Here is a 25,446-nt window from a genome sequence, read left to right on the forward strand (position 1 = left end):
TCATGTCCTTTGCGAGAGTTCTCAGCGCCGATGCGGCTGCCGCGCTCATTTCTGACGAGGCGATCGTCACGGTTTCCTCGTCATCCGGTCTTGGCTGTCCCGACGCCGTGCTCGCCGCGATAGGCCGGCGCTTCGAGGAGAGCGGCCATCCACGCAACATAACGACGCTGCATCCGATAGCTGCCGGCGACATGTCCGGCATCAGGGGCATCGATCATATCGCCAGGGCTGGCTTGCTGAAGAAGGTTCTCGCGGGTTCCTATCCGTCTGGCCCGTCCACCAGCACGCCGCCGCTGATCTGGCAGATGATCACCGGCAACGAAATTCCTGCCTATAATATTCCGTCGGGCATACTCTTTGACATGCACCGCGAGGCCGCAGCCAAGCGCCCCGGCGTCCTGACCAAGGTGGGGCTCGATACATTTGTCGATCCGCAATTTGAAGGCTGCGCCATGAATGCGCGGGCCAAGGCGGAGCCGATCGTCACGCGGCAAATGTTCGATGGCGAGGAGTGGCTCTATTTCAGAAGCATCATTCCGCAGGTTGCCATCATCCGCGCCACGACGGCGGATGAGCGCGGCAACCTCTCCTATGAGCATGAGGGCGGCATACTTGGGCCGCTCGATCAGGCGCTGGCGGTGCGCAACAATGGCGGCATTGTCATCGCGCAGGTCAAGCGCCTTGCCAAATTCGGCACGCTCAAGCCGCATGATGTCATCGTGCCCGGTGTTCTGGTCGATGTCATTGTCGTGGCGCCGGAGCAGATGCAGACGACGAACACGGTCTATGATCCGGCTATTTCGGGAGAGATTTTCCGTCCGCTCGCGAGTTTCGAAATTCCGGAATTTGGCATTCAGAAGGTGATCGCCCGGCGGGTGGCGCAGGAACTGCGCCGGGGCGATGCGGTCAATATCGGCTTCGGCATCTCGGCCAACGTGCCGCGCATCCTGCTTGAGGAGGGGCATCACGGCGAAGTCACATGGGTTATCGAGCAGGGGGCAGTGGGTGGTGTGCCCTTGCTTGAATTCCAGTTTGGCTGTGCGTCCAATGCCGAGGCCATAGTGCCGTCTCCGGCGCAGTTCACTTATTTTCAGGGTGGCGGCTTCGATGCTTCGCTGCTGTCTTTCCTGCAGATCGACGAGCAGGGCTGCGTCAATGTCTCGAAACTTGGCGTGCGTCCGCATGTTACCGCAGGCTGCGGCGGCTTCGTCGATATCACTGCAAGGGCGAAGCGCATCATCTTCTCCGGCTTTTTCAGTGCCGGTGCGCAGCTCAGCGTCGAGAGCGGCCGTCTGGTGATTGCAAAGGAAGGCAAGGTCAAAAAGCTGGTGCGCGCCGTTGAGCAGGTCACGTTTTCGGGCCGCCGCGCGCTGGCGCAGGGCCAGCACATCACCTACGTCACCGAGCGCTGCGTCATGGAACTGCGCGCGGGCGGCATCACAGTTACGGAGATTGCGCCGGGGGTTGATCTGGCGCGCGACGTGCTGGGTCAGTCCGAATTTGAATTGCGGGTGGCCGATGACCTGAAAGTCATGGACGTGCGTCTGTTTCAACCGGCACCGTTTGGCCTGAACCTGCTGGAGGGAGCATGAACGACCCGCGTATCCGCCTCGAGTTTGAAGGCCCTCTGGCCGTTCTGACACTGGCGCGCCCCGAAAAGCTGAATGCGCTGGATATGCCGATGATCCTTGCACTGGAGTCGGCTGCCCGTGAAATCGATGCGCATCACGAAATACGCTGCGCCTTGCTATGCGCCGAAGGCAAGGCGTTCTGCGCGGGCGGCGACATTGCCGCCTGGGGCGGCTTGCCGCCACTCGAAATGTGGCGCAGCTGGACGCGGGCGGGGCACCGCGCCTTTGACGCGCTGGCGCGCCTGCGGGCGCCGCTGATTGCCGTGCTTTCCGGCCACGCTTTCGGAGGCGGGCTGGAACTGGCGGCGGTGGCGGATTTTTTCATTGCCGAGCGTCATATCCGGCTGGGCCTGCCTGAGACGGGCCTCGGCATGGTGCCCGGCTGGTCTGGCACGCAGCGGCTGGTTCGGCGTTTTGGTTCGCGTCTTGTCAAGCGGCTTTCGTTGGCGGGCGACATGATCGGCGCGGAAGAGGCGCTCAGATTGCATCTTGTCGATGAATGCGTGGATACAGGCCATGGCCTGTCGGCGGCGAAAGCGCTGGCGCAGAAGATTATCGCGCGCGGGCCGGTGGCCGTGCAACTTGCCAAGCAGTTGATCAACGCGGCGGAGGGCGAGGAGAAAGAGGCAGTGTTCGAAATGCTAGCCGGGTCTCTGACCGCCTATACCGATGATTTAAGCGAGGGTGTGGCTGCATTCCGTGAAAAACGTCCACCCGATTTTTCCAATTCCTGAGGCTGACATGAACGCGCCAATACGTTTTGATTCCCGATTGCTCGACGCTGCTCTCAAGGCGACGCGCCGTGATTATGACCTTTTCATCGATGGTGCCCATGTGCGCAGCGCCGACCGGCGCGTGCTTGAGCGCCGCAGCCCGGCGCATGGCGTTCTGGTTTCGCGTTGCCAGCAGGCCGGAGAGTCCGAAACAGATGCGGCGATTGCCGCCGCGCGCCGGGCCTTTGACTCCGGCGTCTGGTCGCGGCTGAAAGGCGCGGAGCGCGCCGCCATTCTTCTCAAAGTGGCGGATATGATCGATGCGCGGCGCGAGGAAATCGCCCTGCTGGATTGTCTTGAAGTGGGCAAGCCGATAGCGCAGGCGCGCGGCGAGATCGCAGGCGCCGCCGATATCTGGCGCTATGCGGCCGCCTTGGCGCGCGATCTGCATGGCGAAAGCTACAATACGCTTGGCGATGCAGCTTTGGGCGTCGTGGTGCGCGAGCCAGTGGGCGTCGTGAGCATCGTCACGCCATGGAATTTCCCGTTTCTCATTGTCTCGCAAAAGCTGCCCTTTGCGCTTGCGGCCGGGTGCACCTGCGTCGTCAAGCCTTCCGAATTCACCTCGGCCTCGACATTGCTGCTGGGCGAAATGCTCACCAGCGCCGGTTTGCCCGCCGGTGTCGTCAATATTGTCGCTGGTCTTGGCGCCGAAATCGGCCCGATGATGACCAGCGATCCGCGCGTCGACATGGTGTCCTTCACAGGTTCAACGGCGGTGGGCAAAGGTGCCGTGCGCAATTCCGCCGATACGCTGAAAAAGGTCTCGATGGAGCTTGGCGGCAAGAATCCGCAGATCATCTTTGCCGATGCCGATATGGATGCGGCGCTGGATGCGGTGATTTTTGGCGCGTTCTTCAATGCGGGAGAATGCTGCAATGCCGGCAGCCGCATCCTGCTGGAAAAATCCATCGCAGACAGCTTCGTGCAGCGCCTTGTTGAGCGCTGCCGCGACATTCCAACCGGCGATCCGCTGGACGAGGCGACGCGCGTCGGCGCCCTGATCACCAAGAAGCATCATACATTGGTGCAGACCTATATCAGCGACGCGGTGGCTGCCGGCGCGCATGTTGCGCTCGGAGGAGGCGCGCCTGAAACGGAAAGCGGAGAATTTCTGGAACCGACGATTCTGACCAATCTCAAGCCGCAGATGGCTGTTGCTCTGGAGGAGGTGTTCGGGCCGGTTCTCTCGGTTCTGACCTTCGAAACGAAAGAAGAGGCGATCCGCCTTGCCAATGGCACTATATATGGTCTTTCGGCCTCGGTCTGGAGCAGGGATATCGATACATGCCTGACGCTCGGCCGCGCAATCCATGCCGGAACGGTCTGGATCAATACGTTCATGGACGGATTTTCGGAATTGCCGTTCGGCGGCTACAAGCAATCAGGTCTTGGCCGCGAACTGGGTCGTCATGCCGTCCTCGATTATACCGAAGAAAAGACTCTGCATTTTCACAGCGGGCCGCGTACGTCCTGGTGGCTTGAGCAAAAGAAATGAGAGCTGCCGAGTGCCGGGCCTGACATTGAGGGGAAGATGATGAACCGACCTGTTGCACTTGTCACCGGCGCGAGGCGCGGCATTGGCAGAGCCATTGCGCTTGAGCTCGCGCGGCAGGGCCATGATCTGGCATTGACGGATTTTGTTCTGGATGAAGAATCGCGCGAGGTTGAATCGACTTGCGCGGCTCTTGGCGCGCAGGTGCTTTTCCGGCAGCACGACAGCGCCGATGCCGGGGCGCATGGGGCTTTGCTCGATGACATCTATCGGCAGTTCGGTCATCTTGAGGTTGTGGTCAACAGCGCCGGGATCGGCGCGCCGGTCCGCGGCGACCTTCTGGACATGAAGCCCGAGAATTTTGACCGTGTCATGCAGGTTAACCTGCGCGGCGCGGTCTTTCTCTGTCAGGCTGCCGCCAGACGCATGGTGAAGCCGGACGATGGCGTCAGGCGCTGCTTCATTCTGGTAACTTCTGTTTCTGCTGAAATGGCGTCGGCCGATCGCGCAGATTACTGCATCTCGAAAGCCGGGCTTTCCATGTTCGCCAAGGCGCTGGCTCTTCGGCTCGCGCCGGAAAACATCGCCGTGTTCGAAGTGCGCCCCGGCATTATCAGGACCGCGATGACCGAAGGTGTTGCGCCCCGTTATGACGCGGCCATTGCGGGCGGACTGGTGCCGATGCAACGCTGGGGGCTGCCGGAGGATATTGCGCGCAGTGTCGCGGCGCTGGCGTCCGGCGCGTTTCATTTTGCAACCGGTTCGGTGATCCAGCCGGACGGCGGGTTGTCAATTCAAAAGCTTTGACAGGCAAAAAGCGACAGGGTCAGACATGTTCGACTATATCATCACGGGCGCCGGACCTGCCGGATGCGTACTTGCCCACCGGCTCACGGAAGATCCGAAGGTCAAGGTTTTGCTGATCGAAGCTGGCGGCAGAGACTGGCATCCGTTTCTGGCCATGCCGGCAGGCTTTGCGAAAATGACCAAGGGCATAGCCAGCTGGGGCTGGTCGACCGTGCCGCAAAAGCACATGAACAATCGCGTGTTCTGGTACACGCAGGCCAAGGTTCTCGGCGGCGGCTCGTCGATCAATGCCCAGATCTATACCCGGGGAAACCGCGCCGATTACGATGCCTGGGCCTATGAGGAGCGCTGCACGGGCTGGAGTTATGCCGATATTTTGCCCTATTTCCGGCGCGCTGAAGACAACCAGAAAATGTGTAACAGCTATCACGGCATCGGCGGGCCGATCGGCGTTTCCGATCCCATTAATCCGGTGCCGATTGACTATGCCTTTATCAAGGCCGGACAGCAGGCAGGCTGGCCCTATAATCCGGATTTCAATGGCGCGAGTCAGGAAGGCGTCGGTCTCTATCAGGTCACCATTCGCAACGCGCGGCGCTCGTCGGCCTCGAAAGCCTATATCGATCCTGTCAGGTCGCGGCCCAATCTCACCATCAGAACCAATACGCAATGTCTGCGCGTGCTGGTGGAGAAGGGGCGGGCAATCGGCGTTGTGGTGCGCGCCAAGGGTTCCAGCGCCAATGAAACAATCCGAGCGGAGCGCGATGTCATCGTTTCTTCGGGATCAATCGGCTCGCCGCGGCTGCTGCAACTTTCAGGTATTGGCCCTGCCGACGAACTGCGGCCGCTCGGCATCGAGCCTGTGCATCATCTGCCCGGCGTCGGCAAGAATCTGCAGGACCATCTCGACCTTTATACGATTGGCGAGTGCTCAGGCGATTATACTTATGACCGCGTGGCCCAGCCGCATCGCACTTTGTGGGCCGGCCTGCAATATCTGCTGTTCCGGAAAGGTCCTGTGGCATCGAGCCTGTTTGAGACCGGCGGTTTCGCCACAGCCGATAAGAATGCACGCTCGCCCGATATCCAGTTTCATCTCGGCCTTGGATCGGGAATTGAAGCGGGCGTTGACCGGCTCAAAAATCCCGGCGTGACCATCAACTCGGCCTTCCTGCGTCCGCTGTCGCGCGGCTCGGTGACGCTCCGGTCGGCAAATCCGGATGATCATCCGCTGATTGATCCCAATTATTGGGCTGATCCCTATGACCGGCAGATTTCACTCAAGGGGCTGCGCATGGCGATCGATATTTTGCAGCAGAATGCGTTCCGGCCATTTCTTCTGGCACAGCGCATGCCGGACCCGGCCAAAATGTCCGACGACGATCTTATCGATTATGCCTGCCGGACAGCAAAGACCGATCATCATCCGGTTGGAACCTGCCGCATGGGGCACGATGACCTTGCGGTTGTTGAGCCCGATACGCTCAAAGTGCGGGGGCTTAAGGGCCTTCGGGTGTGCGATGCCTCAATCATGCCAAAACTCGTCTCAAGCAACACCAACGCGCCCACGGTGATGATTGGTGAGAAGGGTTCGGATCTGATCAGAGGTTTGCCCGCGCCGAGCCCTGCAAACCTTCCCTGAACATTTTCGATTTTTTCGCTTTGCAAAGCGGATTTCTGTCCTTGTGCCCTGCAGTGCTTGGAGCAAACAGCAGGCGCGTGACTTTGCTCAATGTGGGGCCATATTCGCCTTTAGGGAAATAGACGGTTTGAAAAAGCTCAATTTTGAGACCAAAAATCCAACATAATTCAAGTTTCTTCTGTTTGTTGAAATATTCTTGCCTTGGCTTTGATGGCTGAATATGGTTCCCGCCTTGGCAAATTTGAGTTTTGATTTTCAGCATAAGTGTGGTGGACGATGTTCGTACTTTCGCGGCCGACCGGTTCCGTTGCTATTCTTGCGCTGTCTCTCGCCGTTGCCGGTTGCGGCGGCGGGGGCGGAGGAGGGGACTCATCAAATTCGAACTCAGGCGGCAGCAATACCGGTGCGCCGACAGCGCCGGCGGTCACGGGTTCGAGCCTTGGCAGTCAGGCAGGGGCGATTGCTGCCACAGGAAATTATTCGCTTACTATCAGTGAACCAAGCCCGACCAGCTTCAATCTAATCTCGCCTTACTATGGCGGGACATATGATTTTCAGTTCGGGGTTCGGGATCCGTCCGGCCCGGGTTATGCGCAGCTTTACAATAACGGGTCCGCGTCCAGCTTTCACTTTCCGAACAATCTCAACATATTCGGTTATGCCGTCACCGGCGCCTGTTCCAGCCAGAGCTCCTGTACGATCGGACCAACGCTGCTTACGCCGCCCGGCGATGTCATCACGGCCTGGCAGAATGGCTGGACCGGCAAGGGCGTCAATATCCTGATGAATGATGACCTGTCGGGTGATGGCCAGCATGCCACAACCACAACGCTGCTCGCAGGCGGTTATGCCATTGGCGCGGGACTTTACGGACTGGATTTCAGCAATCCTGCCCACGTGCTGAACATTGATGGCAGCATAGCTAATCCTTCCAGTCCGCTGAACATTGGCGTTATCAATGCCAGTTTCGGCGGCGACCTGGCCTCACTCATCGGTCATTCTGCTCCCTGGACGACGACCGAACTGCAGAATGCCGATACGTTGTTTGCCTCGACCGCCCAGCAATTCCTGTCGATCTATAACGGGGCAACGACATTCAATAATATCACCATGACCGACGCCGTCATCACCAAGGCGGCAGGTAATGACAGCATTCCCAATTATCCCGTTTCGGCCGATTACGAGCCGTTCTCCAATGCCCTGCTCAATAGCGCTGCGGCACAGAACAGACTCATCCTTGCGGGCGCGCTGCACAATGGAACAATCGCATCTTATAGCGAGATTGCCGGTTCCAACTCTTATTACAATTACAGTCTCAGCAAATATGTGCCGGTTTTCACGCGGTTTCTGGTTGCTGACGATACGACGCCCTATGGCAATAACGCCATTGCCGTCAACGGTATAAATATGCCGTCAACCAATAATGTGGGTACGTCCTATGCCGCCCCGCGCGTGGCCGGCTATGCCGCCATCCTGAGGCAGGAATTTCCAAATCTGACAGGGGCAAATACCGCAAACGTCCTTCTTGATACGGCCAGCTACAGCGGCCTGACTTATGCGGGTACGTCCTGCACCACCACGCCTATGCCGGTTGGATGCCAGACAACCTATGGCATGGGTCAGGCCAATCTCGGGGCCGCGATGGCGCCAGTCGGTCATTTGCGGTGAAAATTGCGTCATGCGCAGGCTAGTTGCGTTCATTCTGATCATCCTGGCCTGTAACGTTCGCGCGTTTGCGGGCGATGGCTACCTGCCGCTGAACGGTTTGCCTTACGGCAACACGTCAGATCTCGTTGTATCGCCCTTCGTTCATTATTATTTCTTGAAGGACGCGCTGCTGCCCAGGCAGGCTTTGCCCTGGGCGCGCCAGCGCACATTTTTTGGCATTACCGGTGCTTATCTCGATGAGAACGTCATCACAGTTCAGGATAAGGCCATAATGATGCGGCCAACGTCGGTCTGCTCAGCCTATAATGCGACGAGCTGCTACGATGAGACGGCCTTCTACAAGTCGCGATATCCGTCATTCGTCATATCCGGGGCTTTGGGGCTGGACGGAAACGACATTATTCCGTTCGGATTAAGCTCGGGATACTCGTCCGAGAAGCTGAACGTCAAACCCGCCGTCATGCTTGGATGGGCAAAGCGGCTTTACCTCAACACCGAATTGACAAGCCAGCTCGTTTTTGAGGGAAGCTATTGGATCGGCGGTCGCTTGGATCACCGCCCCTGCATAGATTCCTTTGACCGCGAATATTATTGCGGCAACCTCACGGCCTGGCGTGATTTTACCTACAATCACAATCCGCAATCCATGCATCTGGCTGTCGAATATGATCTTCTTTTCTGACGCAGGGTACTGTAAGGGCTGATGACGGGCGTATTGCCCGTCTTCAGCGTCATGGCGAGGCCTCTGGCAAATCGAAGCTGACCGGGCGTCAGGCCTTGTGTTTGTTGATCCAGGCCTCGAAGGTCTGCATGAATTTGCGCAGGAAATCTCTGGTTCCCTCATTGGTCAGTTTTCCTGCATCGTCCAGAATCTGCCGCGCCTGTCCGACATAAGCCTCGGGTTGCTGCAATGTTGGCATATCCAGAAAGACCAGCGACTGGCGCAGATGGTGATTGGACCCAAATGCGCCGAGCGCTCCGGGTGAAACGCTGATGATGGCTGCCGGCTTGCCGCTCCAGACGCTCGCTCCATAGGGCCGCGATCCGACATCAATGGCGTTTTTCAGAACGCCGGGAACAGAACGATTATATTCAGGTGTGACGAAAAGTACGGCATTGCAGCTCTTCATCTCGGTGCGGAATGCCTGCCATGCCTCGGGCGTCGCGCCGGCCGCGTCCAGATCCTCGTTGTAAAGCGGCAACGCGCCAATGTCGATGAACTTGAAACCGAGTGCGGGGGAGGCAAGCTCGGCAGCATTTCGTGCTATCTTGCGGCTGAACGATTCCTTACGGAGGCTGCCGACGATTACGGCCACTGTATGGTCAGGCATTGTTTGTCCTTTCATATTTTGACGCATGATACTCAGCTACCACCTTGACGCAATTGTGACGATTGCTTGTCTGGTGATGCAGGGCTGCCGACGTCTAAGTCCGGAGCGAGGCAAGCATCGGTCCGGATGCTGCACGATAAAGCACCACACCTTATCAAAAATTTGACCAGTTGGACAATTTTTTGATCCATCGACTTGACAAGCAGCGCTCAGAGGTTCAACCCATCACAAGGTGTTCTTTTTAATCTGTGCAGTTATGTGATTTATTTTTTGTCCACTCGTGGTGGTTTTTTTGAATTTAAATTCGCGCCATATAATCGTTGTTGCAGTGCTGATGTTTTTGGCATTCAGCGCTCAGCATGCTTTTCTTGGTTTTCTGGATTTAAACGGCCGCGTTTCAATTTTCTATATCCCGGCTGCGGTGATTACCTTATCTTCCCTGATACTAGGTTATCAGGCCGCCGTGGGAATTTTTCTCGCAGCACTTTGCATAAATTTCTACTATAATCCGGACAGTAGTCCGGTCGATAATGTCACCATTGCATTGATACCCGGCGCAGCAATATATGTTACACTGAAGCTTATGAACTGGTGTAACCGCCGAATTCATGACATCTCATCGCCGGGAATGAATTATTCGGACATAGATGCGTTCGATATATTGAGCTTTTGTATCGTCCAGTCGCTTATCAACACCGGAATTCATCAGATTCTGTTCGCCATCAGGCCAGAATTCGGTATTTCACCTGGCCTTTTTGAAATAGTTGGCATGTTTATCGGCGACCTGAGCGGATCGTTTCTGATCTTCATCGGCCTGAATGTGCTATTTTCGATTGCGCGCCGCGCCGTGTTCGTGCTCCGTCAGACGCTGTGAGAGATACTGAGCTGGTTGTCGGACATGCTGGCGGGAAACATGATCCTCGCTAAATCCTGAAAAATTAAACGCGCCCGCGGATGACCGGGGCGCGCGAACGAGGCAGCTGCCGACGGCATTGGTGCCGCCGGCATGTTTGGTTATCTAAATCAGGCCCACTTGTCGTGAGCATGTTGTCTTGCCAACAACTCGGGGCTCATCTCTCAGCCATTCCTGCCGTTGCCGTTGCCATTTGCATTCCCGTTTCCATTTCCATGGCCGGAACCGGTTGCTCCGGATGTCGTGCCACCAGAAGTCGTGCCTCCAGATGTGGTTCCGCCGCCGCCTGACGAACCCGAAGTTCCGGTGCCCGTCGCACCTGAGTCAACGGCTACCGGAACCGACATGCTGGTGTAAACACTGGTCCATTTGCCGTCCATCCATGAGCCGATAAACATAACGGACGCGATTAAAGAAACGGTCATAAGGCTGAGTAAAACGGTGTATTCCACGAGCGAGCTGCCGCGTTCGTCGCGATGGAAGGCTTTAAGCAAATTGGTGTGTCTGAGCACGATAATTCCTCAAAAAATCGATGTTAATGGATTTTTTAAATTTGAAACTTTTCAATTAAACATGGAAATTTCTAATCACATATATGATATCGTATCAAGCCAAAATCAATGTTTGTATATGATATCAAAACTGATTTTCTGAAATATATGATTAAAAATCATGTTTAATTTCCGCCATAGAAATTTGTATCGGGACTATATGATTAATTAGTGTCGTTTTTTGCTGAGATTATTTTTTCTGCTGTGATGCGCACGTCTGAATCGCGGTGATCGTTTGGCGCCATGATTGCCGGAATTTTCTGCACAGATTGCGCTTATTCCCGCCACCGTTCGGTGGGAGGCATATTCTCGCACCCATTACGAACTCTTATGTTGTTCCCGGAGTGGGTTGTTGTTCGGGAGTGGCCGAGAGCAGAATTATCCCGCCGGGTTCGCCAAGCTGTAGCGCCGGTTCATGTGAGGTGACCTGCGGATTTTCGAATTGTATCGGGATAAAATTTGCCCCCGTGGGGGCGGTCATCATATTTAAAAATAAATTCTGATAATTTAAACTATATATATGATTAGTTCGTTTTGTATTATGACATATATCATGAATAAGTTTATATTTATCATATTTTTTTATAATATAAATTATTTATTTAATTTTATTATTTGCAATTGTAAATAAATACCTATTCAAAATTGATTTTTAGAAGCGAAAATTTATCTTTTATTCCATATATTATTAGTGATTTGTGCCGCTAGGCGCGTTCCGCCACGCCGCTTGGTATTAAAATATGACCAAAGCAAGCATCTCGTCTTGCCACTCATAACAAACCGTGCCACATTTTTTGCCGTTGGTGCTCAAAATCGTTTGTTTGAATCATTTTCAATGCCCCGCCATATTTCGAGCGGAGGAAATTCATCAAATATTTCATAACGTAAACTGTTTCGGGGAGGCGACGGTGAAAAAATCCAGATCCATCAGTCTTTCTATTGCGATGCTTTGCAGCGGTATAAGCTTTGCTGCCGCTGCGGCAAGCGGTGCCGATATGGTCAAGCGCGGCGAATATCTGGTCAACGGGCCGGTGGCCTGCGGCAATTGCCATACCCCGCGCGCGGCGGATTTTTCGATGGTGCCGGGAATGGAATTTGCCGGCGGTTTCGAAATAGTCGACCCAGCCTTCACGGCCTATACGGCGAATATAACGCCGGATAAGGAAACCGGCATCGGCTCCTGGACGGACGAGCAGATCATCACGGCCATCCGCGAGGGCAAGGATAATGAAGGCAAGATCATTTTTCCGCCCATGCCGGTGCCTACTTATAACAATATGTCCGACGATGACGTGAAGGCGATTGTCGCCTATCTGCATACCATCAAGCCGGTGCATCATGAGGTGCCTGAGTCCAAATGGAATATTCCGCAGCAGGCTATGCCGCCCGCCAAGGGTCTGCCTGCGCCGCCAGCCAGCGACAAGGTGGCTTACGGACATTATATTGTAACAGCTCTCGCGCATTGCTTTGAATGCCACACAAGCCCGGGACCGAACGGGGCGCCTGATTTTGCGCATCACATGGGTGCGGGCGGCTTTGAGATTCAGCTTGCGCCGGGTGCGGTCGTGCGCTCGGCCAATATTACGTCAGATCCCGAGACCGGCATAGGTAAGTGGAGCGACGCGGATATCAAAAAGGCCATCACGCAGGGCATTGCGCCCAACGGAACCCATCTCGCGCCGCCGATGCCTTATGCCAATTTCAAGAATATGACGCCCGATGATCTGGATGCCGTGGTGGCTTATCTTCGCACCGTGCCGCCGGTCAGCAACAAGGTGGAGCGCACGGACTTCCAGAAGAAGGTTTTTCCCTGACGCACTGAACGTGCCCGGGCGCAGGTCCGGCCCCGTTCATGGGGCCGGGCATTCATATGCGCGGCTCAGCACCTGCACGTCCGGCTCTGGCTTTACATCTGTATCGGAGTTCCCATGACGCAGGCAGCTGGTGTCGATATGCCGGAGAGCATTCCGCCGATCGAACTGAAAAATCTGATCTGGGTGGCGCTGGCCTTTGCGGTGCTCGCTCTTGCCATTGTCATCAATAATGTCTGGCTGCTGAATTTCATCCATGTGATCTGCGGCGTGCTCTGGACAGGTATCGATCTCTTCATGGGGTTTGTGGTAGGGCCGGTGCTGCGCAAAGTGTCGTTTGCGGCGCGGCGCGCCGTGGTGCTGCGCCTGACGCCGAAGACACTGTTCCTTCTGCCGACGCTGGCGATCATGACCGGAACCGCGGGCTGGTTTCACGCGCGCCAGATTGGTCTGCTGGATGTGCCATATCCGGCCTATTGGTGGGTCGTTGCGGCGCTGGGCATAGTGGCGCTGCTGACTTTGCAGGGCTTTCTCGTGCTGTTGCCGAGCAATCTGATGGTCTATTTTGAGATGCGCAAGGCACAGCCCGACGGCGCGCGCATAGGCCGCGTGATGAAGCGCTATTTCTATTCCGTAGCGTTGCAGGGGCTCATGCAGGTGGCGATCATCATCGTCATGGCGCGTTTCGTTACGGGACTATAAGCACCCGCGCGGCCGCTGTCAGATTGGAATTGATGCTCTGTATGTAAGAGAACCCGATCCTGCGCGACTCTGAAGCTATCTGAAGCTGAAAGCGTGTTGTTGACCGCTGTTGGCGTAAAGTTTGCCAATTTCCGAAGCCTGCCCGAAGGAATGCGCGTTTCTTCGGGTATTTTTTTGCATTGGTCTTATCAGACCGGGAATGAATTTTCAGGCTGCGATAATAATAACTTAAATAATTTCAATATTTTACTTATTTCAATTTTTTAAATAAATAAAAATCATGCTTATTTATTTATTAAGTAAATAAATCTAAATTTACGCAAGGTAATAGATCGGGTGTAATGTGTAATCAAGGGAATCGGTCATGCGTATTTACATAAAATCTGGCTCGGAAAATAGTTTGGCGATGCGGATAATATCCCGTGCTGCGGCTGTCGCGCTCGGGCTGGGGGCTTCCTTGCTTGCTTCGGGAGGGGCGTGGGCGGCAACGGCGACTGGTAGTCTGAGCGTATCGGCGATCGTTTCGTCTGGGTGCGTGGTGAATTCCGTTGGCAATATGGCTTTTGGCACTGTCAACCAAGCAAGTTTGATAGGTACCACAGTCGACGCCAGTGCCACGGTTACTGTTACCTGCACATCGGGTTTGACGACGACTTGGGCTGTGGACGGCGGTCTGAATGCTTCTAGCGGGCAGCGCCGGATGATATCCGGCTCATCATATCTTAACTATAATCTTTATTCGGATAGTGGGCGTACGACCGCCGTATCGACGTCGACTACCGTGGGTTTCACCCCGGCTGGCGTCTCGCAGAGCATCACAATTTATGGGCGGTTACCCACGCAGACGGCAACCGCGTCTGGGACTGCCTACGCGGATACCGCCACTGTTACGATAAGTTACTAGGTGGGCGTGGCGGCGTGAATCGCTCTGGGTCTTGCATGCGGTGTGTGCAGGTTGTTGGGCGGTCTTTTGTATGACGTTGCGTTTGGATCGGGTTTTGAGGGTGACGACATATGAAAATTGCTGTTCTTGCGGCGCGGCTTTATTTGGCGGGGGTGCTTGCTGGCTGGGGTGGCGCTGCTTTTGCCGCCGGTATCGGCGTCAGCCCCGTGATGCTGGAGATCGTCGAGCCATCGACCGCTGGCGTCGTTACTGTTTCTGGCGGGGGGGGCTCGCATGTTCAGGCGCGCGTCATGCGTTGGAGCCAGCCCAATGGCGAAGACAGGCTTGAGCCCGCTGTTGATGTCATCGCTTCGCCTCCAGAATTCACGCTCGATGGCGAGGGCGATTATGTCGTTCGCATAGTGCGCCTGAAGAAGGCTCCGGTCGTCGATGAAGAGGCTTATCGTCTCTACATCGACCAGTTGCCTGTTATCGATCACCGAGCTGCGCGTCAGGTCAGTTTTGTCATCAGGCAGGCGCTGCCTGTGTTTTTTGAGGGGGCGGGCGCGTATCGCGAAGACCTGCACTGGTTGGTACGGCGCGAGGGAGGCAAGCTTTTTATTGTTGCGCGCAATGATGGTGGTGTGCGAGTCCGCCTGACCGAACTCAAGGTAAAGGACTTCACGGGTCGTCAAGGTCTGCTCAAGTCTGGTCTTGCTGGTTATGTTTTGGCGCACTCTTCACTCAAATGGGAACTGACGAAATTGCCGTCCGGTTTCAATCTGAACAAACCGATCGAAATTTTTGCCAATTCTGACGCAGGAAAGGTTCATGCAGTCGCTGAATAAAGCGGTTGTCTTCTGTCTGTACCTTGTTTTGAGTGAGTTGGTATTTGCGGTTTGTGGCAGAGCTTTTCCACAAGACCAGAGTAATGAGCAGGTAAATCTTCAGCTTGAAGTTCTGATCAACAAGATACCGACGGGGAAAATCGGAAGTTTTATCCTATTCAATGGAAAGCAGTTGGGGGCAACCCGCAATGAGCTGGAGGACGTCGGCCTGCGAGTCAAGGCCGGCCGCTCGCCGCAGGACGTTGTGTTGCTCGACGATACTGCAGGGCTCTCCTATGAATATGACGCCCGCCTGCAGCGTGTGCTGATCAGCGCCCCCGATGCCATGCGTGTGGCGGGCGCTTACGATCTGCGCGGTTCGCTTTCCGGCGGGCACCGGGAAATTAAAAGCGGCTATGGCGCTGTTGTTAATTATAGTATCACCGGCTCCGCGGGCAGTGCGTCCGGCCTGCGCAATTTCACCTATGGCGGTTCATCCGTCACGTTGGACGGCCGTATTTTTTCGCCCTATGGCACATTCAATCAATCTGTTCTGGCCACATCCGGAGCCAATCTCTCATCGGAACTGAAGCGCCTCGATACATCGTTTCAGTATGAGGATGTTGACCGCGCCATCTCTTATCGTGCCGGCGACCTGATCAGCAATTCCTTGTCCTGGACGCGCTCGCTGCGTTTGGGCGGTGTGCAGGCGTTCAGCAATTTTCAGCTCCGGCCTGATCTGATCACCACGGCTCTGCCCTCGGTGCGCGGCACGGCGGCCGTCCCGTCCACAGTCGACATATACGTCAATAACATCCGGACGGCCTCGCAAGAGGTCAATCCCGGCCCGTTTACCCTGGCAAATCTGCCCATCATTACCAATGGCGGCAATGCGCAGATTGTACTGCGTGACGCATCCGGTCAGGAAACGCGGATGACGGTGCCGTTTTATACGTCGCCCGATCTGCTTGCCAAAGGCAGCACGGACTGGTCGCTTGAGGCCGGCCTGCCGCGCCTTTCCTATGGCAACAGTTCTGACACATATCTGCTGAAGCCTGTTGGTTCCGCCAGTCTGCGGCACGGCTTGTTTGACGGTCTTACGGTGCAGGCACATGCTGAGGGCGGCGCGGGCGTCGCCAATGGCGGTCTGGGCGTCGTCGCCAACACTTTCAATGTCGGCGTGGCGGAAGCCTCTGTTTCGGCGAGCAAATCCGCTCTCGGCTCCGGTCTGAAGCTCACAGCATCCTACGACACAAAATTGTTCGGGCTGAATATAGGCTTCGGTTCGCAGCGGGCCTTTGCCGGTTATGACGATGTTGCAGGCGGGACGGCGCGCTATTCACAACTGGGCGCGGATTATTACAGCTATACTTATGGCTTGTTCGCCTATCTCTCGCGGGTCGCGGAACCGGACAACACTGCGGCAATCATTCAAAACAGCGCCCGTCCGGTCAAGGCGTCGGATCGGATAAATGTCAGCACAAGCCTGCCGTTTGACAGCAAAACCAGCCTTGGGGCCAGCTTCATCAATCAGGAGGATTTTTCGGGCCACGTTTCCCGCGTTGCTGAAATAAGTCTTTCCCGGTCGATGCCAATGAACATGTCGCTGTCGGGCAGCATATTCCGCGATTTTGGCACAATAAAAAATACCGGAATCTTTGTCGGCATGTCGATGCCGCTCGGATCGGGTCTGTCGTCCTCGGCCTCGGTATCGCAATCTGGCGGTGCGCCGGTGTTTAGTATGGGCGTCAGCAAGGCCCAGGGCCCGAGAGTTGGTGATTATGGCTGGCAGATCAATGATTCCGAGGGCGTCAACCGCTATACCTCTGGCCAGTTGTCCTACCGCAGCCGTTACGCCAGCGTCGATATGCAGGCTGGCGGAAATGCCTATTCCGCTGCTGGCGCGCTGAGCCTGCGTGGGTCTGTTGCGACAATGGGTGGAGAAGTGGCGGCGGGTAACTGGATCGACGATAGTTTCGCCATTATCAAAACCGGCGCGCCAAATGTCGAGGTGCTGAGCGAGAACCAAAGTATAGGCCGCACGGATGGAACCGGTGTGCTGCTTCTGCCCTCATTGCGCTCCTATGAGCGCAACAAAATCTCGGTTGACGCGAGAAACCTGCCGGTTGATGCGGATCTGGCCCAGACCACGCAATTTGTTACCCCGGCATCCAGAAGCGGGGTGTTTGTCAACTTTGCCGGAAAGAGCCAGAGCAATGCCGCTTTGGTGACGATTGTCCGCAAGGATGGCAAAGAAATCCTGCCAGGAACGCCCGGAAAGACCCAGGACGGACGCGATTTTGTGGTGGGCTATGACGGCCTTGCCTATATCAAGGGGCTGCAGTCAGACAATCAGATTCGTCTGGAATTTGAGAACGGATCATGCACGGCAAGTTTTCGCTTTGAGCCCAGCCCCGGCACGCAGGTCAGGATCGGACCTGTGACCTGCTCGTGAGGAAACGAATTCAGTACGTTGAGGTTATGACGACAGTGTCGTTATATGTGCCAGGCGCGGGAGCGGAGCTCTGCTTTGGGATTCTGCCATAAACGCCGATCGATTGCGTGTTTCCGTTTCCCGTGCCTGAAACAGCAGTAGCTCCAATCCACGATTTCGATCTTGAGTTGTCTGTAAACAAGTTATAAGCGAGGTAACTTGTCGCCGGACTTTGCATCCGTCGTGTTGTGCTGAAGTAGGTCCCGTTTCCCAGAGTGATGCTATAGCTCGTTGTATTGGTGCATTGAATGCCGAAGCTTCCGGATGCATCAGCCGCTGCAGTCGTGACGCTGGCGGAATTCAATGACCCAAAGTCGAGCGTTCCGTTGGCTATTTTGCAGGCGGCGTTTATGGTTGCCGTGACAGTCACAGTGGTCTGGTAATAAAAGTTAAGGCCGCCAGGGCCTGTCGTGTAGCTTGAGCAGGTTTGCGCGGTTTTGGACGGGCCATAAATAAGAACAACATCAGCACTCCAACTGTAAGTGCCCGGCACCAGAGAGGTCTGGCCCGCGCTGAATCTTGCATAAGCTGTATAGCTATTCGTGGTTGCCGATGTCATCGAGCCGGACACGCCGCCGTCGCCATAGGTGGCTATGGTCGGGGAATTGGTAACGGTTATGCCGCTCGATCCCCAAATTTTGGCATACCCATTGTCCTGATAAATCTGGAAAGATGCCGTGTTGTTTGCAGCAGCTGCGGCATTCGTCAGGATGCGGCTGCTGCCGGAGGTATTGCCGGCGGCAATCTGAATACAAAAATATTCCGTATTGCCATTCGCGCTTACCTTCGAACAATTTACGGTTATTGCAAATGATGTCGTGGACGCCGAGCCGGAGAGATTATCGACTGTTCCGAAACTGCCGCTGGGTGAACTCCCGAGCGTGCAGGCATCCCCCTTGCCGGTGGTGCCAGTATCCGTATGTCCTGCTGTCGGATTCAGCAATATAAACGCCAGAAATATGGCTGTCATCGCTCCTGAGCGGACCAAACGGCGGAATATATCATGAAATATAAGGATTTTCTTCATGTTAACCTCAATCATGGATGAGGTTAACATGAAGATAAAAGAGACTTAAGCTTTTATTATACTTTTCCGCAGAGAGATATCCGCGGATTATTTAGTTTTCTTCTTAATAGATCATGTCACTATATCTGTTGCTGAGGCGACGCCCGCTTCGGCGGCAGTGATTTTGGTGTGATCGGCTGCGAGCAGCAGGTAGATGGCTGGTACAACAAAGAGAGTGAACAGAGTGCCGATAGCCAGACCGGAGGCAATAACCACGCCCATATTGACCCGCGAGGCGGCGCCCGCGCCCACAGATAGGATCAGGGGCAGAACACCGAGTACCATCGCGGCAGTCGTCATCATGATCGGGCGCAGGCGGATGGTTGCCGCCTGAATGATGGCCTCCCGCTTGCTGCGTCCGGCATGCTGCAACTCATTGGCAAATTCGACGATCAGAATGCCGTGCTTGCTGATGAGGCCCATCAGCGTCACGAGGCCGACCTCAGTGTAGATGTTTAGGCTCAGCCCCTTGAAGCCCAGCATGATGAAGATCATCGCGCCCGCAATCGACATCGGCACTGATACAAGAATGATCAGCGGATCGCGGAAACTTTCAAACTGCGCCGCCAGCGCCAGAAAGATGATGATCAGCGCAAAGCCGAAAGTGATCAGAAATCCGCTGGATTCCTGCGTGTACTGGCGCAACTGGCCGCCGTAATCGACCGTGTATTCCTTGGGCAGCACGCGGTTGGCGATGTCTTTCAGGGTGGTCAGGGCTTCGCCCGCGGAAACGCCCGGGGCGGCCACGCCGGCGATGGTCGCCGCGTTCAGCTGCTGGAAATGGTTGAGCGATTCAGGCACCGTTTCCGTTTTCAGGGAGGCGATGGTCGAGAGCGGAATGGTGTTGCCCGCGGGCGTATTGATGTAATAGTCGAGGATCTGATCGGCATTCAGACGGAACTTCTGCTGCACCTGCGGGATAACCTTGTAGGAGCGCCCGTTCATGCCGAAATAATTGACGTAGCCACCGCCAAGCATGGTCGCCAGCGAACTGCCGACATCGCTCAGGCGCAGGCCGATCTGCGCGGCCTTGTCCCTGTCGATCTGAATGGATGTCTGCGGTTTGTCGACCTTCAGATCGCTGTCGAGGAAGATGAATTTGCCGGTTTTCAGCGCCTCCCCGAGGAAAGTGTGCGAGATATCGTTCAGCCGGTCGAATGAATTTGTCGTCTGGATAACGAACTGGATCGGCAGGCCGTTCGAGCCGGGCAGGGGCGAGGGCTGGAACGCCACCACCTTGGTGCCGGCTATGCCGTTGAGCTCCTGTTGCAGGATAGGCTGAAGCTGCGATGCTGTCATCGTGCGCTGATCCCACGGCTTGAACACAAAGCCGGCGATGGAACTGCCCGGCAGGTCAAGCTGGAACACGCTCGAGACCTCAGGATGTGCGGTACCGATCTTATAGGCCTGCGCCGAATAGAGCAGGCGCTGGTCGAGAGTGGCCGTGGGTGGCGTCGTCGACTGCGTGATGACGATGCCCTGGTCTTCCTGCGGTGCCAGTTCGGATGTGGCGTGCGAATAGAGCCAGTAGATGCTGGAGAGGATGCACAGCGCGAAAACAACCGTGACCGGCGTATATTTCAGGCTGCCCGTGAGCAGGCTTTCATAGCGGCGGCGGAGCCATTCCATCCGGTTGTCGATAAATATGACGATCCGGTCGCTCAGGCCCGGATTTTCCATATTATGCGCATGCAGCAGAAAGGCGCAGCTCATCGGCGTGAGCGTCAGCGCGATCAGCGCCGAGACACTCACGGTTCCGGCAAGCGTGAAGGCGAATTCGGTGAACAGGGCTCCGGTGAGGCCGCCCTGAAAACCGATGGGGATATAGACGGCGATGAGAACCACCGTCATGGCCAGAATAGGCCCGGCCAGTTCGCGCGCGGCCTGTATTGCCGCGCCGAACGGCTTCATGCCCTCCGCGAGGTGGCGGTTGACGTTCTCCACCACGATGATCGCGTCATCGACCACAAGACCGATGGCCAGAACCAGCGCCAGCAATGTGAGCAGGTTGATGGAAAAGCCCAGCGCCAGAATGATGATGAAGGATCCGACAAGTGAAAGCGGTATGGCCACAACCGGAATGAGAACCGAACGCCATGATCCCAGAAAAATGAAAATCACCACGGTGACGATGGCGAGCGCCTCGAACAGGGCGCGGATCACCTCATCGATCGAGCTGTTCACGAATTTTGTCGAGTCGTAGACAATCTCGCCGTTCAGGCCGGTCGGCAGCAGGGTGCGCAGATCGTTGAAGGCAACACGCACGCCGCCGATCACGTCCAGAAGATTGGCCGTGGGCGCCACCTGAATACCGACATAGACGGCGCGCTTGCCGTTGAACGCCACCGATGTTTCATAATCATCGGCGCCGAGCGTCACATTGGCCACGTCTTCAAGCTTGATATTGGCGCCGTTGACCTGCCTGATCACCAGATTGCGGAATTCGTCGAGCGAGTGCAGGCTGGTGGCGGCGGAGAGATTGGCCTGAACCAGCATGCCCTTGGTGGTGCCAAGGCCGGAGATATAATCATTGGCCGCCAGCGCTACAGCAACATCGGTGGCGGTGAGGCCGTGGGCCGCCAGCTTGACCGGATCGAGCCAGGCACGCAAAGCGAAGGTCTTGCCGCCGAGAATCTCAGCCACCTGCACACCCGGCACGGCCTGCAGCTTGGGCTGAACGACGCGGGTGAGATAATCCGTGATCTCGTTCGGCGCGAGGACGTCGCTGTTGAAGCCGAGATACATGGCGTCAATCGTCTGGCCGATCTTGAGCTGCAGCGTGGGCTGCTGCGCACCATTGGGCAACTGGTTGAGGACAGAATTGACCTTGGTGTTGATTTCGGTCAGCGCCTTGCCCGAGTCATAGTTGAGGCGCAGATTGACCGTGATCGTGCTGACGCCGCTCTGGCTGGTCGAGGTCATGTAGTCGATGCCGTTGGCCTGAGCGATTGCATTTTCCAGCGGGGTGGTGACGAAACCGGCGATCACGTCGGGATCCGCGCCGGCATAGGTCGTGGTTACGGTAACCACGGCGTTCTGCGTGCGCGGATATTGCAGGACGGGCAGCGAAAACATCGAGCGCAGGCCGAGAACAAGAATCAGCAGGCTCACGACGATCGCGAGAACAGGACGGCGTATGAAAATATCGGTGAAGGTCATGTCCGTCTCCGCTCACTTGTCAACAGGTTGCGGATTGGCTTCGGCCTTGGGCGTAACGGAATTATCGACTTTCAGCTTGGTGCCGTTGCGCAGCTTGTTCTGGCCGATGGTTACGACGGTCGTGCCGGGTTCTATGCCGGAAATCACGGCCACTTCGTCGCCGCGTGTCTGTCCGGTCTTGATGAAGACCTCACGCGCCACAAGTTGGCCATTCGCGCCTTTGGGTTCGGCGAAAAATACCGAATTGCCATAGGGATTATAAATCACGGCGGTCTGCGGCAGGGTTACGTAATGCTCGGCTGCGCCGATATTGATCTGGGCCGTGGCATACATGCCGGGCAGAAGCTTGTTGTCGGGATTTTCAAACTGCGCGCGCACCTGCACGTTACGGCTGGCGCTGTCGACTTTCGCGTTGATGGCGATGATGTGGCCGACAAAATCAGTGCCGGGGAAGGCGTCGACGCGGGCGCGGATGGTTTGCCCCACCTTGACGGCGGCTATTGCCTGCTGCGGCATCACGAAATCAAGATAGACGGTATCCAGCGCCTGCAGCGTGACTATGGCCGTGCCGGCGCTCAGATACTGTCCGACATCGACCGAGCGGATGCCGAGCCGCCCGGCGAAGGGCGCCTGCAGGCTCTTCTGGGCAATGATGGCCTGCTGCTGGGCAACCTGTGCCTGGATGTTCTTCTGGTTGGCAAGATCTGTATCCACGGTGGCCTGGCTGATGGCCTTGACCTTGAGCTGCTCTTCATCGCGATGCAGCACGATGGCGTTGAGATCGGCCGTGGCTTTCAATGAATCAAGCTTGGCGATGTCCTCATCCTTGCGGAGGTCGAGAAGATCCTGTCCTTCCTTGACCAGATCGCCGGATTCGAAGTGAATTTTTTCGACAATGCCGGCCACCTGCAGCGCGAGGTCAGCACCTTTCACGGCTCGGAACGTTCCGATTACAGAAAGACTAGGCTGCCAATCCTGCACGGCGGCGGTGGTTGTGCCTACGGTCTGCACCGGATCGGACAGGGTCGCCAGATAGCCTTTGATCATCTTGGCGCGAAAATCAACAAACCAGTACAAGCCGGCAAAGACCGCGCCCACCAGCACAAGCATAATGACCATGCGCTTAATCATGAATGGCTATCCTCAATCTTTCCGCTTCGAACCGGCGGAGCGTTTATCTGGCCTTGAGCGTTTTTATTATGAGTGTCTATTTTACCGGCGGCGTTGCGGCTTGCGCGGCAGCAGAGATACCGGCGATCGGCACAATCGTGTCCAGAGGACGCGTCGGCTTGGCGTTTGTGTCCGGAGTTACGTCCTGACGGTTCCACCAGCCGCCGCCCAGAGCTGCGAACAGAGCCACGGTATCGACATAGCGCAGGGCCTGCGCCCGTGTGCGGTTGGTGCGCGCAGTGAGCAGGGCTTGTTCCGCCGTCAGAACCGTGGGGAAGGTGGCGGCTCCGGCATTATATTGCGCTTTGGCAATTTCGAGACTGTCGGCGGCGGCCTTTTCAGCGGCCTGTTGCGCCTTAAGCGTCGCGGCGTCGGCCTCGATCGCACGCAGCGCATCCGCCACATTCTGGAAGGCCTTCAGCACCGTTGACTTGTAATTGGCAAGAGCAGCGTCATAGGCGGCAACGGCGGCTTCCTTGTTGTGGAAGAGTGCGCCGCCGTCGAAGATCGGCATGCCGAGGCTCGAGCCAAGACTCCACGTGCGGTCAGGGCTGTCGAACAGCTTGCCGAACTCGAATGCCGAGCCGCCCATGGCTGCCGAGAGCGAAACCTGCGGCAGCATATTGGCAATGGCGACACCGATGCGCGCGCTTGCGACGTGAAGCTGGGCTTCTGCGGCCTGCACATCGGGCCTCTGCCGAACGAGGTTAGAGGGCAGGCTGACAGGCAAAGCATGGGGCAGGTTGAGATCCATCAGATTTACGGCTTCGCCCTTATCCTGATTGGGCAGGCGGCCGAGATAAACCATCAACTGGTTACGGCCCTGAGCCCGCAATTTTTCAAGCGGAGGCAACAGGGCCTGTGTCTGCGCCAACTGGGCCTTTTCGGAGAGGACGTCCGATTGACCGATGGCGCCGAGCGAGAATTGCTGTTCGAGCAGGTCGACCTGCCGCTTTTGCGCGGTGATGATGTCCTGCGTGACGCGGATCTGCGAAGAATAGGCAGCATCGTTGATGGCAGCGATCACGACGTTTGAGGTCAGTGTCAGATAGGTGGCTTCAAGTTCAAACCGCTGCAGGTCGACGCTGGCCTGATCTGCTTCGACGCCGCGGGCCACTTTGCCGAACAGATCAGGCGAGTAGGAAACAGGCAGCGATGCGTTGTAGATATTGAATATTTTGGCAGAACCGGTGCCGGTCTGGGTTTCGGACACTTGTTCGCGGGTAGCGCTCAGGCCTGCCGTGACCGACGGCAGAAAGCTGGCCTGATCGGCCGCCGTGCGCTCCTGCGCGGCGCGCAGCGTGGCCTTGGCAGCCTCAATGTCGGGATGGTTGTTGATCGCTTCCTGCACCAGACTGTTGATGCGGCGCGAATGAAACAAGGTCCACCAGGAACCGGGAACGTCCTTGCCCATGGCCAGTTGCTGCATGTCGATCTTGCCGAGGTCGGCAGCGCCATAGCCGTTGAGCGGTCCGTTGACATAGCCCTTGGCGTCGGGCGCCGCCGGGTTGTGGAAATCAGGCCCCACGTTGCAACCCGCCAAGGTCAATGCGGTGATGAGAGCCAGAATCGATCCGCCTGAGCGGAGATGAATTCCCGTGCGAAGTCTGGTTTGTGCTGGTTCACTCATGTGCGGGGCAACTCGTGGGTTCTGGCGTGCGAACACGGACAAGCCGTCCGGCTCACTCGGCTGCTGTATACGAATCAAAAATCGAACTGAACTGTTTAGTTTTTTGTTCCTAATTTTTGCATGTTGATCTAGATTGAGTCAACTCTGCGGCGCGGATGTGGTTGGTTTTGGCCGATAGTGTGACGCGTTTTACACAGTTAGGGCATGTCGCTTGAAAGGAAAGCTGCATTGATGGGCAAACCGACCGAGATAACGCCCGCCATTGAGGCTGCCAAAGCTGGGCGAAAACTGGACAAGGTTGAGACCGTCGCCCGTGCCCTGTTCCTTGAGCATGGTTTTCACGCCACCAGCATGGATGCGATTGCGCGTGAGGCGGCTGTTTCCAAGGCCACGCTTTATTCCTATTTTCCGAGCAAGGAGGCTTTGTTCGCGCATCTTATCGATGCCGAATGTAAGGCGATGGTCAAGCAGATCAAGCTGCCTGACATGAGCGGCGGGATCGAAGCTGCGCTGCGGAGCTTTTCTTACGAATATGTAAAAATGTTTCTCGATGCCGAGAAATTTGCCTTTTTTCGTGTCGTTTCAGCGGAGAGTTCGCGGTTTCCGATCATTTGCAAGGCATTTTTCGAGAATGGGCCGGGTTCCAATACACTGCGCATCGCCCAGTTTCTGGAGGACGCCAAGGCGCGTGGCCTGCTCGAATTTGCCGATGCTAATCTCGCGGCCATTCAATTGGCAAGCCTGATCAGGGGTGAACTGCCCGTATATACCGCGCTTGGCATTGAAAAGCCGGATGATGCGACCATTTCAAGAATAATCGAATCCGGCATTAAAGTGTTTCTCAGGTCCTATGCCCGGTGATATGCCGCACCGCAGGACTTAGATTGGACAGC

Annotated in this window: 21 protein-coding genes; 14 read left to right on the forward strand and 7 right to left on the reverse strand. The window is 56.3% G+C overall.

Annotated features, from left to right (window positions below; all coding sequences use genetic code 11):
* Positions 1 to 2: 2 nt before the first annotated feature.
* Genes AC0N03_RS07960 through AC0N03_RS07980 form a run of 5 tightly spaced genes read left to right on the forward strand, consistent with a single transcriptional unit; the run spans position 3 to position 6,348 of the window.
* Entirely contained in the window at positions 3 to 1,592 is a 1,590-nt protein-coding gene (locus tag AC0N03_RS07960; protein WP_474288132.1) for an acyl CoA:acetate/3-ketoacid CoA transferase, read from the forward strand.
* Positions 1,589 to 2,365 carry an enoyl-CoA hydratase/isomerase family protein gene (locus AC0N03_RS07965; RefSeq protein WP_474288133.1) on the forward strand — a complete coding sequence of 259 codons (777 nt, stop codon included), beginning with the start codon at positions 1,589 to 1,591 and terminating at the stop codon, positions 2,363 to 2,365. Before AC0N03_RS07960 ends, AC0N03_RS07965 begins: the two co-directional genes overlap by 4 nt.
* A 7-nt stretch (positions 2,366 to 2,372) precedes the next feature.
* Positions 2,373 to 3,902, forward strand: a complete 1,530-nt coding sequence (locus AC0N03_RS07970) for an aldehyde dehydrogenase family protein (protein ID WP_474288134.1) — start codon at positions 2,373 to 2,375, stop codon at positions 3,900 to 3,902.
* Between the two features lie 39 nt (positions 3,903 to 3,941).
* A complete protein-coding gene (locus AC0N03_RS07975) occupies positions 3,942 to 4,706 on the forward strand; it encodes a 3-ketoacyl-ACP reductase (RefSeq protein WP_474288135.1) in 765 nt (254 codons plus the stop codon).
* A 25-nt stretch (positions 4,707 to 4,731) separates the two neighbouring features.
* Positions 4,732 to 6,348: a GMC family oxidoreductase gene (locus AC0N03_RS07980; RefSeq protein ID WP_474288136.1), complete on the forward strand. Its 1,617-nt coding sequence runs from the start codon at positions 4,732 to 4,734 to the stop codon at positions 6,346 to 6,348.
* On the opposite strand, the gene AC0N03_RS07985 is transcribed toward AC0N03_RS07980, so the two are convergent.
* Complete coding sequence (locus tag AC0N03_RS07985) at positions 6,308 to 6,610, reverse strand: hypothetical protein (protein ID WP_474288137.1); 303 nt, start codon at positions 6,608 to 6,610, stop codon at positions 6,308 to 6,310. The two genes, AC0N03_RS07980 and AC0N03_RS07985, sit on opposite strands and share 41 nt — an antisense overlap.
* A gap of 14 nt (positions 6,611 to 6,624) precedes the next feature.
* Here AC0N03_RS07985 and AC0N03_RS07990 point away from each other — a divergent pair, with 14 nt between their 5' ends.
* A complete protein-coding gene (locus AC0N03_RS07990) occupies positions 6,625 to 8,016 on the forward strand; it encodes a S8 family serine peptidase (RefSeq protein ID WP_474288138.1) in 1,392 nt (463 codons plus the stop codon).
* Positions 8,017 to 8,026: 10 nt separating this feature from the next.
* Positions 8,027 to 8,698, forward strand: a complete 672-nt coding sequence (locus tag AC0N03_RS07995) for a hypothetical protein (protein WP_474288140.1) — start codon at positions 8,027 to 8,029, stop codon at positions 8,696 to 8,698.
* 88 nt (positions 8,699 to 8,786) lie between these two features.
* Here the strand turns inward: AC0N03_RS07995 and AC0N03_RS08000 are convergent, their stop codons facing one another.
* Positions 8,787 to 9,347, reverse strand: coding sequence for an NADPH-dependent FMN reductase (locus AC0N03_RS08000; RefSeq protein ID WP_474288141.1), 561 nt, complete (start codon positions 9,345 to 9,347; stop codon positions 8,787 to 8,789).
* Positions 9,348 to 9,639: 292 nt separating this feature from the next.
* Between AC0N03_RS08000 and AC0N03_RS08005 the strand changes: the two genes are divergently transcribed.
* Positions 9,640 to 10,221, forward strand: a complete 582-nt coding sequence (locus AC0N03_RS08005) for a hypothetical protein (RefSeq protein ID WP_474288142.1) — start codon at positions 9,640 to 9,642, stop codon at positions 10,219 to 10,221.
* A 203-nt stretch (positions 10,222 to 10,424) separates the two neighbouring features.
* Here AC0N03_RS08005 and AC0N03_RS08010 read toward each other — a convergent pair whose 3' ends face one another.
* Positions 10,425 to 10,772: a Flp family type IVb pilin gene (locus tag AC0N03_RS08010; RefSeq protein ID WP_474288143.1), complete on the reverse strand. Its 348-nt coding sequence runs from the start codon at positions 10,770 to 10,772 to the stop codon at positions 10,425 to 10,427.
* A 947-nt stretch (positions 10,773 to 11,719) separates the two neighbouring features.
* Here AC0N03_RS08010 and AC0N03_RS08015 point away from each other — a divergent pair.
* The 5 genes from AC0N03_RS08015 (at position 11,720) to AC0N03_RS08035 (ending at position 17,489) form a co-directional block, all read left to right on the forward strand.
* Complete coding sequence (locus AC0N03_RS08015) at positions 11,720 to 12,625, forward strand: c-type cytochrome (RefSeq protein ID WP_474288144.1); 906 nt, start codon at positions 11,720 to 11,722, stop codon at positions 12,623 to 12,625.
* Positions 12,626 to 12,739: 114 nt separating this feature from the next.
* Positions 12,740 to 13,324, forward strand: coding sequence for a hypothetical protein (locus AC0N03_RS08020; RefSeq protein ID WP_474288145.1), 585 nt, complete (start codon positions 12,740 to 12,742; stop codon positions 13,322 to 13,324).
* Between the two features lie 406 nt (positions 13,325 to 13,730).
* Entirely contained in the window at positions 13,731 to 14,228 is a 498-nt protein-coding gene (locus AC0N03_RS08025; RefSeq protein WP_474288473.1) for a Csu type fimbrial protein, read from the forward strand.
* Positions 14,229 to 14,338: 110 nt separating this feature from the next.
* Positions 14,339 to 15,055: a fimbrial biogenesis chaperone gene (locus AC0N03_RS08030; protein ID WP_474288146.1), complete on the forward strand. Its 717-nt coding sequence runs from the start codon at positions 14,339 to 14,341 to the stop codon at positions 15,053 to 15,055.
* A gap of 172 nt (positions 15,056 to 15,227) precedes the next feature.
* Positions 15,228 to 17,489: a fimbria/pilus outer membrane usher protein gene (locus tag AC0N03_RS08035; RefSeq protein ID WP_474288147.1), complete on the forward strand. Its 2,262-nt coding sequence runs from the start codon at positions 15,228 to 15,230 to the stop codon at positions 17,487 to 17,489.
* Between the two features lie 10 nt (positions 17,490 to 17,499).
* Here AC0N03_RS08035 and AC0N03_RS08040 read toward each other — a convergent pair whose 3' ends face one another.
* The 4 genes from AC0N03_RS08040 to AC0N03_RS08055 form a co-directional block, all read right to left on the reverse strand.
* On the reverse strand, positions 17,500 to 18,555 hold the full coding sequence (locus AC0N03_RS08040) for a Csu type fimbrial protein (RefSeq protein WP_474288148.1): 1,056 nt from the start codon (positions 18,553 to 18,555) through the stop codon (positions 17,500 to 17,502).
* A gap of 111 nt (positions 18,556 to 18,666) precedes the next feature.
* Entirely contained in the window at positions 18,667 to 21,753 is a 3,087-nt protein-coding gene (locus AC0N03_RS08045; protein WP_474288149.1) for an efflux RND transporter permease subunit, read from the reverse strand.
* Between the two features lie 12 nt (positions 21,754 to 21,765).
* Positions 21,766 to 22,884, reverse strand: coding sequence for an efflux RND transporter periplasmic adaptor subunit (locus tag AC0N03_RS08050; RefSeq protein ID WP_474288150.1), 1,119 nt, complete (start codon positions 22,882 to 22,884; stop codon positions 21,766 to 21,768).
* A gap of 76 nt (positions 22,885 to 22,960) precedes the next feature.
* On the reverse strand, positions 22,961 to 24,553 hold the full coding sequence (locus tag AC0N03_RS08055; protein ID WP_474288151.1) for an efflux transporter outer membrane subunit: 1,593 nt from the start codon (positions 24,551 to 24,553) through the stop codon (positions 22,961 to 22,963).
* A 231-nt stretch (positions 24,554 to 24,784) separates the two neighbouring features.
* Here AC0N03_RS08055 and AC0N03_RS08060 point away from each other — a divergent pair, with 231 nt between their 5' ends.
* Entirely contained in the window at positions 24,785 to 25,414 is a 630-nt protein-coding gene (locus AC0N03_RS08060) for a TetR/AcrR family transcriptional regulator (protein ID WP_474288152.1), read from the forward strand.
* The last annotated feature ends 32 nt before the right edge of the window (positions 25,415 to 25,446 follow it).

This window comes from Methylocystis sp. sgz306128 (genome assembly GCF_056032725.1).

Coding starts and splice junctions, on each gene's coding strand:
- AC0N03_RS07960 (WP_474288132.1), top strand. CDS start 3: ATGTCCTTTGCGAGAGTTCTCAGCGCCGATGCGGCTGCCGCGCTCATT.
- AC0N03_RS07965 (WP_474288133.1), top strand. CDS start 1,589: ATGAACGACCCGCGTATCCGCCTCGAGTTTGAAGGCCCTCTGGCCGTT.
- AC0N03_RS07970 (WP_474288134.1), top strand. CDS start 2,373: ATGAACGCGCCAATACGTTTTGATTCCCGATTGCTCGACGCTGCTCTC.
- AC0N03_RS07975 (WP_474288135.1), top strand. CDS start 3,942: ATGAACCGACCTGTTGCACTTGTCACCGGCGCGAGGCGCGGCATTGGC.
- AC0N03_RS07980 (WP_474288136.1), top strand. CDS start 4,732: ATGTTCGACTATATCATCACGGGCGCCGGACCTGCCGGATGCGTACTT.
- AC0N03_RS07985 (WP_474288137.1), bottom strand. CDS start 6,610: ATGCTGAAAATCAAAACTCAAATTTGCCAAGGCGGGAACCATATTCAG.
- AC0N03_RS07990 (WP_474288138.1), top strand. CDS start 6,625: ATGTTCGTACTTTCGCGGCCGACCGGTTCCGTTGCTATTCTTGCGCTG.
- AC0N03_RS07995 (WP_474288140.1), top strand. CDS start 8,027: ATGCGCAGGCTAGTTGCGTTCATTCTGATCATCCTGGCCTGTAACGTT.
- AC0N03_RS08000 (WP_474288141.1), bottom strand. CDS start 9,347: ATGCCTGACCATACAGTGGCCGTAATCGTCGGCAGCCTCCGTAAGGAA.
- AC0N03_RS08020 (WP_474288145.1), top strand. CDS start 12,740: ATGACGCAGGCAGCTGGTGTCGATATGCCGGAGAGCATTCCGCCGATC.
- AC0N03_RS08025 (WP_474288473.1), top strand. CDS start 13,731: ATGCGGATAATATCCCGTGCTGCGGCTGTCGCGCTCGGGCTGGGGGCT.
- AC0N03_RS08030 (WP_474288146.1), top strand. CDS start 14,339: ATGAAAATTGCTGTTCTTGCGGCGCGGCTTTATTTGGCGGGGGTGCTT.
- AC0N03_RS08040 (WP_474288148.1), bottom strand. CDS start 18,555: ATGAAGAAAATCCTTATATTTCATGATATATTCCGCCGTTTGGTCCGC.
- AC0N03_RS08045 (WP_474288149.1), bottom strand. CDS start 21,753: ATGACCTTCACCGATATTTTCATACGCCGTCCTGTTCTCGCGATCGTC.
- AC0N03_RS08050 (WP_474288150.1), bottom strand. CDS start 22,884: ATGATTAAGCGCATGGTCATTATGCTTGTGCTGGTGGGCGCGGTCTTT.
- AC0N03_RS08055 (WP_474288151.1), bottom strand. CDS start 24,553: ATGAGTGAACCAGCACAAACCAGACTTCGCACGGGAATTCATCTCCGC.
- AC0N03_RS08060 (WP_474288152.1), top strand. CDS start 24,785: ATGGGCAAACCGACCGAGATAACGCCCGCCATTGAGGCTGCCAAAGCT.